We start from the raw sequence: 8,904 nt of genomic DNA on the forward strand, positions 1-8,904 counted from the left end.
GGGCCTTGAACTCCAACCCTCCTACGAAGGGCTGAAGAACCGTGACCATCATTGCGCACGCCCCCACGTCCGCGCCGTTGGTGTCCCCGCCCGACTGCCCCTCGGCCTGCCCGCCGTGGTGCGCGGATTGCTGGAAGGGCGACACCACGTGGGAGACGCCCGACCCCGGTGTGACCTTCCACCACGGTGCGCCCCGCACGATCGTCTGCACGGACGGCCCCGAGAAGTACGAGGTCGAGGTTTCGCTTGAGCGCCTCGACGACGACGGTGAGGCCGGACCGACGCAGGTCTACGTCCGCTCCGAGCGGGGCGCGTTCTCCATGTCGCTGGCGCAGGCCGAGCTGCTGGCGGCGGAGCTGTTCTCGCTGGTGGTGCGCGGTCGTCAGTAGGCCCTGACCGCCCTCCGTGGCCGCTGAGCCCATCACCTCGGCGGCACGCGGAGGCCGACCAGACCGCTGGCCAGCCAACCCCCAACGAGAGGAGCCCCGAGATGGGCGGCAAGTACGTCATCGCCACCGGCCGCAACGGCGAGCACCACGAGGAGCACGTGACCGACGGCTGGGTGGAGTCCCGCGAGAACCGCCACCGGGCGCAGGGCCGCACCCCGATCACCCTCACCGAGCAGGAGCGGCGGCAGGCCCGCGACAACGCGGCGTGGATCGCCGAGCAGCACCGGCAGGGGCGGATCTGATGCTGCGCCGGATGTCCGCCCCCGCAGCCCGGGGCTGCGGTCGCTGCTCGTGCTCCCACGTCGGCGGGTGCCTGTCGTGCGGGTGCACCTGCCCGCCGCGCAACGGCGGCCGGACCTGCTCCTGCTGCGGCGCCACCGACCGCTGATCTGACCGCCCTCCGTGGCCGCTGAGCCCATCACCTCGGCGGCACGCGGAGCCGGCCAGACCGGACCAGCCCACTCGATCGGAGAGCAGCGATGCAGGTGTCCCGCGACATCACCACCAAGGGCGGCAGCACCGCCTACGCCTACCAGACCGCCAACGGCTTCGAGGGCATGTGCCGGGGCTGCGGCTGGAACCCGTCCTTCGTCGGGTTCGCGCCGGCGCTGGTCGCGACCCAGCGCCACGCCCAGACCTGCACGTCGTGAAGCCGCCCGGATGCCGCTGCCGGTGCACGCACAGCGACGCCGACGGCGGTCGCCGCTTCTGCTACCGCTGCGCCTGCTCGTGCGGCCCGTGGACCCCCGGCAGCCCGTGCCCGTGCTGCGGCACCGCCTAACCCGACCAGCCAACCCCTAACGAGAGGAAGAGCCATGCCCACGAACTACAGCGACAGCGGATGGGTTCCGTTCCAGGTCGGCTCGATCGGCCGCCCCGACGACGAGGAGCAGACCGACCGCCCCGGGCGGGGCAGCGGCGCCGACCGGGGCTCCGCGCAGGTCACCAACATCCGCGCGGGCAACGCAACCGTAGGCCGGCAGTACGACGGCGACGTCGACGGCCCGATCCACATCCGCTTCTAGACCCCGACAGCGTGGCCCGGCCGATGCTGGCCGGCTGGCCGGGCCACGCCCTTACTCGGATCGGAGGATCCATGTCCATCATGAGGGCGATCAACCGTCTCGTCTACGGCACGGTGCTCGCCGCCGCCGCCTTGGCCGCGGTCGCCGTCCACCACAACCACGTCACCTACCCGTGCGGCGGCCACCAGGTCGGCGCGGCAGGCATGTGCGTCACCACGCAGTGGGGTGCCGCATGAGCTACCGCGCCGACATCTACGACGCCCAGGGCCGCCCCGCCGGCACCCGAACCATCAACGTCCCCACCTCCGGCGACCACCTGCGGGACATCGACGCCGCCGGCACCGCCGCCCGCCGCCTGCTCCAGCCCGGCCAGTACGCCGACCTGTACGAACGCACCGCCACCGGCGGAACCACCTACGTCAACACCGTGCAGAAGGAGGGCCGATGAACCGCGCCCGCATCACCGGCCACCTGGCCGGAGCCGTCGTTTTCTCCGGCACCTGGGTGGGTGCCGTGTCCCTGCCCGCCGGGTCGCCCGGGTGGCGGCTCCTCGCCGGTGGGCTCCTGCCGCCGGCGGTCGCGCTCGCCTCGCTGCTGTTGCAGGCGTCGGCGGACCGGCACCTGGACCGGCAGGCCCTGCCGCACGGGCCCCGACCGGCGGTGCTCACGCCGCGCCGCAGGCCCCTGCCGCGCCCCGAGCTGGCCGACCGGCCGGTGGAGGTGGCCCGGTGAAGCTACTCCGACGCCCGCCCCTCGACCCCGCCGTCATCGCCGCCCAGGCCGCAGCGCGGCAGGCCGCTGCGCACGCCGCCATCGAGCAGGCCCGCCTCCAGGCGCAGCTCGACCGGGAACTGCGCGAGGCCGCCGCCGAGGAGGCCCGCATCAAGGCCGCCGCCGACGAGCAGGAGCGCCGCCGCCGCGACGAGGCACGCCGGCAGGAGCGCGCGGCGGCCCGCGACCGTCGCCGCAAGGGCCGGGAGGAGTTCCTGGCGAAGGCCCGGCCGGTGCTGCCGCTGCTGCTCATCAACGGCGGCGCTGCCTACGCCCAGGCGGCCTACGCGTTCGAGCACATCGCCCCCGGCGAGTGGACTTGGCCGGCGAAGTTGGCCTTCGCGGTCGCCTTCGCCGCCGCCTTGGAGTCCATCGCGGTGTACGTGCAGTGGCACGCCCACGACGCGCTCATGCTGCGGGCCCACGCAACCGCTGCGTCACTGCGTCGGGCGTCGTGGGTTATCGCGGGTGTCGTCGGTGTCATCAACTACGCGCACTTCGCCGATGGGATGCAGCCCACGGCCGCGGCGGTCGCGTTCGCGTTGCTGTCGCTGCTGTCGCCGTGGCTGTGGGGTCTGCACACCCGCCGCGCCCAGCACGTCCAGTTGCTTGCCGAGGACGCCAACCTCATCGACGAGGGTGGCGTCGAGTTCTCCCCGCAGCGGCGTCGGGCGTTCCCGATCCGGTCGTGGCTGGCGAAGCGGTGGTCCATCGACCACTACGAGCGGGACCCGCGTAAGGCGTGGGAGGGGTACAACGCGGAGCGGGCCACCCGCAAGGCGGAACGTGATGCCCGTCGGGCGGAGCAGGCCACTGCGAAGACGGAAAGCGACGAGCCGGCTGAGGTGGAGCCGCCGGTGGACCCCTGGGACTACGCCGTCCCGATCGGTCCCGTTCCGGACCTGGTGACGCCACCGCCGGCCGAACCTGACGTCAAGCCTGCCGTCAGCCGGCCCCGCCCACGCTCACTCACCACTGCCGACAAGGTGGCTCGCGCCGCCGCCAAGATGCCCGGCGCGACGCCAGCGCAGATCGCCGCCAAGGCTGGCGTCAGCGAGTCCACCGCCCGCAGGTACATGCCGCCTCTCCCGCCGGCCGCCGCCGTGGCGCAACGGTTCGAGGTGCCCGAGGCCACCGTGACGGACCAGTACGCCCGCATGGGCTACGGGGCTGACGGCCGCGATCTGACGTCAGCATCCGGCCCGGCACCTGCGGAAACGGCCCCCACCAAGCGGGTCAACGGACATCCGGTCGAGCTGGTGGAGGTGGCCAGGTGAAGTGCTTCATCTGCGGCGGGCGCGCCACGGTGCTGGTGGTCGTGTCGAACCTGACCGGGCCGGACACCCGCTACGCGGCCTGCGACGACCACGAGCCCCGACACATCCCCGGCGGCAACGTCGTCTCCATCACCGTCACGCCGATCTGACGCCACCAGTAGTCCACCGGTGGGCCGCGTCCACCGCCCCGGGTCGCGGCCCGCCGAAACGCAAGGAGCAACCGCCATGACGCAGGAAGCGTTCGACACCCACTACGAGATCGAGCTGGACGAGCAGCCCGACACCCGCGCCCCGGTCTACGTCGACCTCGTCGCCGTGGACGACGAACGCCGCCCGATCATTCCGGCGCAGTGGCGCGGCCCCGACAACATCAAGGCCACCATCAAGCGCACCGGTGAGGTGGCCGCCCACCACGCCGGCTACCACGCCGTCCGCGCACCCTGGTACGCCATGCAGGCCACCGGATGGGCTGTCGTCGGCGTCGCCCGCATCGCCGGCCGGCAGGTCCGCTGGTGGTGGTTCACCGACCAGTACCCGCTACAGCAGGCCGCCGCCAGTAAAAACGACCCGGCCGCCTTCATGCAGCTGCACCGGCAGGCCCAGGCCACCCGCCTCTACCGGGGTCTGGTCCTCACCGCAGAGGCCGTCGCCCTCGGCGGAGCGGTCGTCGCGCTCGCGCTGTCACCGGGCTGGGTGGTCATGGCCGCCGCCGCTGTCGCCGTGCCCGTGCTGGCCCGGATCGGCCGGCCGTCGACGAAGCCAATCGTCCAGCCGGCCGTCGTCGCGCCGCGGTTCCGCAAGCTCAACTCCGACATCGTCCTGCGCGCCTACTACGCCGCCGGGCTCGGCCACCCGGACAAGCCGGACCTGCGGATCCAGTTCGGCGGGCCAATGTCTCGTGACGCGAAGCAGATCGGCTCGCAGGTCGTCGTTGACCTGCCGTACGGCAAGACGTTCAGCGACGCGTTGAAGGCCAAGGAGTCCATCGCCTCCGGCCTGGACGTGTCGGTCAACCAGGTGTTCATCAGCAAGGACCGCACCAGCAACCGGCGGCACGTGCTGTACGTGTCCGACCAGGACCAGCTCGCCATCCCCGCCGGCCGGACGCCGCTGCTGCGGCTCAAGCCCACCGACGTGTGGAAGCCCGCCCCGTTCGGGCTCGACGAGCGCAGCAACCTGGTCACGCTGCTGCTGATGTGGAACTCGGTGCTGGTCGGTGCGCAGCCCCGCAAGGGCAAGACGTTCTCCGCCCGAGCGTTGACCCTGTACGCGGCCTGCGACCCGTACGTGCGGGTCATCGTCGCCGACGGGAAGAACTCGCCCGACTGGAGCGCTTTCCGGCTCATCGCCCACATGGCGATCTTCGGGACGGTGCCGAACAGCCGCGACCGCGGCCCGGTCGGCCACCTGCTCACCGCCCTGCGCTACCTGAAGAAGCACGTCGAGAACGTCAACGACTTCCTGGCCAAGCTGCCCCCGTCGGAGTGCCCCGAGGGCAAACTCACCCGCGAGCTGTCCCGCAGGTACGAGCAGCTCAGAGTGCACGTGCTGGTGCTGGAGGAGTTCCAGGCGTACTACGAACTCGACGACAAGGACGACTCCGAGGAGATCGCCAGCCTGCTGTCGTTCCTGATGGCCGTCGGCCCGTCCGCCGGGGTCATCATCATCTCCAGCAGCCAGAAGCCGTCCGGCGTGGGCGCCAGCCAGAACATCCTGCGCCTGTTCACCCGGTACCGCGACAACCACGCCGTGCGGTTCGCGCTCAAGTGCGGGAACGGGAACGTCAGCGAGGCCGTGCTGGGTAGCGACGCCCGATCCGAAGGCATCGACGCCTCAACCCTGCCCGTCGGCCCCGAGTACCGCGGCGTCGGCTACCTGTACGGGGCCGCTGACGACACCCCCACCGTGCGAACGTTCCTGGCTGACGCCGAGGATGCCGAGAAGATCCTCCGGGCGGCACGCCAGTTCCGGGAGGCTCACGGCCTACTCACCGGTGAGGCCGCAGGGGAGGACATGGCGCGGGAGGCCCGCGACGTCCTGGCCGACGTGCTGAACGTGTTCTACGCCGGCAAGGCCACCATCTCGTGGCCCGCCCTGGCGGCCCGGCTCCAGGACACTTTCCCGGAGGCGTACGCCGATGTCACCCCCGACGCGATCAGCGCGATGGTCCGCAAGCTCGGCGTGAAGGGCAAGTCCGTGAAGGACGCGGAGCACTTCGAGTCGGGGGTCGGGCAGGGCTGCGACCGGGCTGCGATCGAGGCCGCGATTCAGCGCCGCGCCATCGAGCGTGGGTAGCGCCGGCGCCGCTACCGGTAGCACGGACGCTACCGACGCCTGCTACCTGCTGAGCTGCGAAAACCCATCCGGGTAGCAGGTAGCGCCGCACCTGGAGGCACCACCGAAGCGGGCCGGTGAGGGCACCGACGCCGTCTGTTCTGCTGCTACCGCTACCTCGAGGAGACGCCCGTGAAGGAGACGTTCATCGCCGTCGGTGTGCTGGCGGCGTGGGCGCTGACCTACGCCCTGTCCTGCTGGATCCGCCCGTTCCGAGACTGCTGGGTGTGTGACGGCAAGGCCCACCACCGCAGCGCCGCAAACCGAAAGCTGTCCCGCCCGTGCCGCTGGTGCAAGGCGACGGGCAAGCGGCTCCGCATCGGCCGCCGGGTGTGGAACCGGTTCGCCCGGATCCGCAACGCCGCCCTGTAGCCCGCCGACCTCGACACCACCGCCCCCTGGCCATGCTCGGTCCGGGGGCGGTGGTGTCTGTCCAGCTCGGACAGGGTGTGATCATATGGTTCACGCCCGATATCACCCTATGCGTATCGGTGTCCGTACCGTCCGACCGTGGTGATCAGGTACGGCAGCACCCGGGCGGTCTACCTCCAGCTCGCCGACCTGCTCCGCGCCGACATCACCTCCGGTCGGATCCCGCCCGGCGAGTTGCTGCCGTACGAAGGGCGCCTTGAGCAGGAGCACGGCGTCAGCCGGCCGACAGTCCGGCGCGCCCTCGCGGTGCTGCGCGGTGAGGGCCTGGTCTACACGGAGCGCGGCTACGGTACGCGCGTGGTGCAGCAGCAGACCCGGCAGCACATCAAGGTGCCGAGGGCGGCCCGGATCGTGTGTCGCATGCCGACCGAGGCGGAGCGCGAGGCACTGGGGATCGAGCTGGGCGAGGTCGTGCCGGTGGTGACGATCCACGTCGGAGCGCAGACGCGAGGGCCGTATCGCGCGGACATGTTCGACTTCACCACTGCCTGACTGATCTGCCCGGCCTGCCCGGACGTGCGGTATCCGAGCAGACAGGCACCCGCATCCTTCCCGTTGATCGCCGGTCACCCACCGTATACGGATCAGCTGGGCAAGCGGTTACAGAGATCCCCCGATCGGGCATAACGTCGCTGCCACATGGTCCTGATGCAACTTGCACGGGAGGGTTCTCGCAGCTCGTGTAACACGGAGCGCTTGCAACGTCGCACATCCGTACTAGGCTCCATGGTCTGATTCACAGGACGCCCGGCCACCTGGGGGAGGTGCTGGCCATGTCCATGATCGCCCGATGGGTTCGCCACGCCATCGTCGCCGCCGGCCTGACCGGCGGAGCGATCCTCACCCTGTCCGCCCTCGACTCCGACCCGGCTCAGGCCGCCGACCGGCCGCCGCTGCCGGCCATCGTGGACCGCGTGGAGCGGACCGTCGACCGTGTCCTGCCCGACCGGCCCGACCGGGACCGTCCGCCGCTGAAGCTGCCCCGTCCGGATGGTCCGGCGGTGTGCGAGGAGCCGCCTGCCGACCGGCCGCCGCCGCGCACGCTCCGCCCCGCCAAGCCGCCGCGGCCAGCCCGCCCGGCGCCGCCGGCCCGCGACGAGCAGCCCGAGCCGAAGCCGACCGAGCCCGCCGCCCCGGCACCGACCACGCCCGCCGAGCCGGACCCGCGGCCGGAGCCGGTCGGGCCCGAGCCGGAGCCCGAGCCCGCCGACGAGACGCCCGTCGAGCCCGTCAACCCGGACCCGGCACCGGAGCCGTCCCGGCCGCCCCGCGACCCCATCCTCGACCTGCCGCCGCTGGACCTGCCGCCCATCGTCGTGGACATCCCGGCCCTCCCGGTGCCGCCGATCGTCATCGACATACCCGCCCTGCCGGCCCTGCCCGTCCCGCCCGTCGTCGACCTGCCGGTCCTCCCGCCGGCCGCCGGCCCAAGCCAGCCACCAGCCGCCACGCCGCCGGCCACGCCCGCGCCTGTCACCCCGGCTCCCGTCACCCCGACGCCCGACGACATGCCCACGCCGGCACCCACCCCGGCCCCGGTCCAACCCACACCCGCACCGGTGCCGGTCGCGCCGGCCGCCGTGCCGGTCGACGTGGCCCACCCGACCGCCGGACCATCCGGACGCGCCCGCACCGACCGGGCCGGCGTCGAGCACCGCGCAGGACACCAGGACCACGCGGAGCCCGCAGTCGAACCCTGCGAGCGGCGCGCCGCCCGACCGGCCCCGACCCCACACAACCCTCCGGCGCCGCGCGACACGGCCCGCCGCCGCGGCGGATGCCCCGACCCGCACCAGCACGACTGGGTCGACAGCCAGCGGCCACCCGCCCTCAAGCCCTCGAGTTACTCCGCCGAACAGCTCATCGCCCGGACGCTCGGCGCGACCAGCTACCCGGCGGCCGGCCGCATCGACGTCGGCGGGTCGATCGGCCACCTCACGCCGGTGCCCACACCCGGCATCGATCCACGACCAGCCTGACCGCTCGGTCCGTGCCACCCGGGCAGAGCCCGGCGCGCTGCACTGGGAGAGGGCCGCGCGCCCTCCGAACACCTCTCATCGCCTGACGTTCGGAGCTGATCGTGTACTACCTGAAGCGGCCCACCCCCGCCGCCTGCATCGTCGCAGGGGCCCTACTCGGGGTTGGAGCCGTCGCCGCCATCGCTCGCACCGTCCACACCTTCACGTCCGCCCAGATGATCGAGCCGGTCGCCCGGCTGGCGTTCGTCGTGGCCACCATCTGCATCATCGGCGGGGGCCTCTACGCCAGCTACCTGCGCCGCCGCATCCAGCAGCAGGAGATCGCCGCCCTCAAGGTGCAGCTGACCGAGGAGAGGGCCCGCCGGGCCCAGCTCGAGGTCATCCTCGCCGCCGTCCGGGAGGTGGATGCCCGGGTCGAGGTCAACGGCGTCCGGCTGTCGAAGCTCCAGCAGGAGCTACGGGAGCACATCGCCGCCGAAACCACCCAGCCCATCGGCCACCTTCGGTCCATCACCGGTGGGGGCGGCGCGTAGTCCCCCCACCATCCCCCCACCAGCGGACAGCCCCGGTGTAAAAACCGGGGCTGAGCTGCGTTAACGGAGATCCATGAGAGGCGGAGGGTGTGGGATTCGAACCC

14 protein-coding genes are annotated in these 8,904 nt (G+C 72.2%); all 14 read left to right on the plus strand.

The window, feature by feature from the left end:
- Positions 1-41: 41 nt before the first annotated feature.
- A complete protein-coding gene (locus AB0F58_RS29305) occupies positions 42-389 on the plus strand; it encodes a hypothetical protein (protein ID WP_357149909.1) in 348 nt (115 codons plus the stop codon).
- 101 nt (positions 390-490) lie between these two features.
- Positions 491-691: a hypothetical protein gene (locus AB0F58_RS29310; RefSeq protein ID WP_357149912.1), complete on the plus strand. Its 201-nt coding sequence runs from the start codon at positions 491-493 to the stop codon at positions 689-691.
- Between the two features lie 237 nt (positions 692-928).
- Positions 929-1,099: a hypothetical protein gene (locus tag AB0F58_RS29315; protein WP_357149915.1), complete on the plus strand. Its 171-nt coding sequence runs from the start codon at positions 929-931 to the stop codon at positions 1,097-1,099.
- A 165-nt stretch (positions 1,100-1,264) separates the two neighbouring features.
- The gene (locus tag AB0F58_RS29320) at positions 1,265-1,474 is read left to right on the plus strand and encodes a hypothetical protein (RefSeq protein WP_357149918.1); all 210 of its coding nucleotides are present in this window, start codon (positions 1,265-1,267) and stop codon (positions 1,472-1,474) included.
- Positions 1,475-1,545: 71 nt separating this feature from the next.
- Complete coding sequence (locus AB0F58_RS29325) at positions 1,546-1,710, plus strand: hypothetical protein (protein WP_357149921.1); 165 nt, start codon at positions 1,546-1,548, stop codon at positions 1,708-1,710.
- Positions 1,707-1,922 carry a hypothetical protein gene (locus tag AB0F58_RS29330; protein WP_357149924.1) on the plus strand — a complete coding sequence of 72 codons (216 nt, stop codon included), beginning with the start codon at positions 1,707-1,709 and terminating at the stop codon, positions 1,920-1,922. Before AB0F58_RS29325 ends, AB0F58_RS29330 begins: the two co-directional genes overlap by 4 nt.
- Positions 1,919-2,206 (plus strand): hypothetical protein, encoded by a 288-nt coding sequence (locus AB0F58_RS29335; protein WP_357149927.1) that lies wholly within the window; start codon positions 1,919-1,921, stop codon positions 2,204-2,206. Before AB0F58_RS29330 ends, AB0F58_RS29335 begins: the two co-directional genes overlap by 4 nt.
- On the plus strand, positions 2,203-3,522 hold the full coding sequence (locus tag AB0F58_RS29340) for a hypothetical protein (protein ID WP_357149930.1): 1,320 nt from the start codon (positions 2,203-2,205) through the stop codon (positions 3,520-3,522). The genes AB0F58_RS29335 and AB0F58_RS29340 overlap by 4 nt, the downstream gene beginning before the upstream one ends.
- The gene (locus AB0F58_RS29345) at positions 3,519-3,671 is read left to right on the plus strand and encodes a hypothetical protein (protein ID WP_357149933.1); all 153 of its coding nucleotides are present in this window, start codon (positions 3,519-3,521) and stop codon (positions 3,669-3,671) included. Before AB0F58_RS29340 ends, AB0F58_RS29345 begins: the two co-directional genes overlap by 4 nt.
- 76 nt (positions 3,672-3,747) lie before the next feature.
- Positions 3,748-5,817, plus strand: coding sequence for a cell division protein FtsK (locus AB0F58_RS29350; RefSeq protein ID WP_357149935.1), 2,070 nt, complete (start codon positions 3,748-3,750; stop codon positions 5,815-5,817).
- Positions 5,818-5,988: 171 nt separating this feature from the next.
- Positions 5,989-6,228 (plus strand): hypothetical protein, encoded by a 240-nt coding sequence (locus AB0F58_RS29355; protein ID WP_357149938.1) that lies wholly within the window; start codon positions 5,989-5,991, stop codon positions 6,226-6,228.
- A gap of 138 nt (positions 6,229-6,366) precedes the next feature.
- Entirely contained in the window at positions 6,367-6,780 is a 414-nt protein-coding gene (locus AB0F58_RS29360; RefSeq protein WP_357149941.1) for a winged helix-turn-helix domain-containing protein, read from the plus strand.
- Positions 6,781-7,061: 281 nt separating this feature from the next.
- Positions 7,062-8,267 (plus strand): hypothetical protein, encoded by a 1,206-nt coding sequence (locus tag AB0F58_RS29365; RefSeq protein ID WP_357149944.1) that lies wholly within the window; start codon positions 7,062-7,064, stop codon positions 8,265-8,267.
- A 101-nt stretch (positions 8,268-8,368) separates the two neighbouring features.
- Complete coding sequence (locus AB0F58_RS29370) at positions 8,369-8,800, plus strand: hypothetical protein (protein WP_357149947.1); 432 nt, start codon at positions 8,369-8,371, stop codon at positions 8,798-8,800.
- The last annotated feature ends 104 nt before the right edge of the window (positions 8,801-8,904 follow it).

This window comes from Micromonospora sp. NPDC023956 (assembly GCF_040639195.1).
In the GTDB taxonomy this organism is placed as follows: Bacteria; Actinomycetota; Actinomycetes; order Mycobacteriales; family Micromonosporaceae; genus Micromonospora.

Coding starts and splice junctions, on each gene's coding strand:
- AB0F58_RS29310 (WP_357149912.1), top strand. CDS start 491: ATGGGCGGCAAGTACGTCATCGCCACCGGCCGCAACGGCGAGCACCAC.
- AB0F58_RS29315 (WP_357149915.1), top strand. CDS start 929: ATGCAGGTGTCCCGCGACATCACCACCAAGGGCGGCAGCACCGCCTAC.
- AB0F58_RS29320 (WP_357149918.1), top strand. CDS start 1,265: ATGCCCACGAACTACAGCGACAGCGGATGGGTTCCGTTCCAGGTCGGC.
- AB0F58_RS29325 (WP_357149921.1), top strand. CDS start 1,546: ATGTCCATCATGAGGGCGATCAACCGTCTCGTCTACGGCACGGTGCTC.
- AB0F58_RS29330 (WP_357149924.1), top strand. CDS start 1,707: ATGAGCTACCGCGCCGACATCTACGACGCCCAGGGCCGCCCCGCCGGC.
- AB0F58_RS29335 (WP_357149927.1), top strand. CDS start 1,919: ATGAACCGCGCCCGCATCACCGGCCACCTGGCCGGAGCCGTCGTTTTC.
- AB0F58_RS29350 (WP_357149935.1), top strand. CDS start 3,748: ATGACGCAGGAAGCGTTCGACACCCACTACGAGATCGAGCTGGACGAG.
- AB0F58_RS29365 (WP_357149944.1), top strand. CDS start 7,062: ATGTCCATGATCGCCCGATGGGTTCGCCACGCCATCGTCGCCGCCGGC.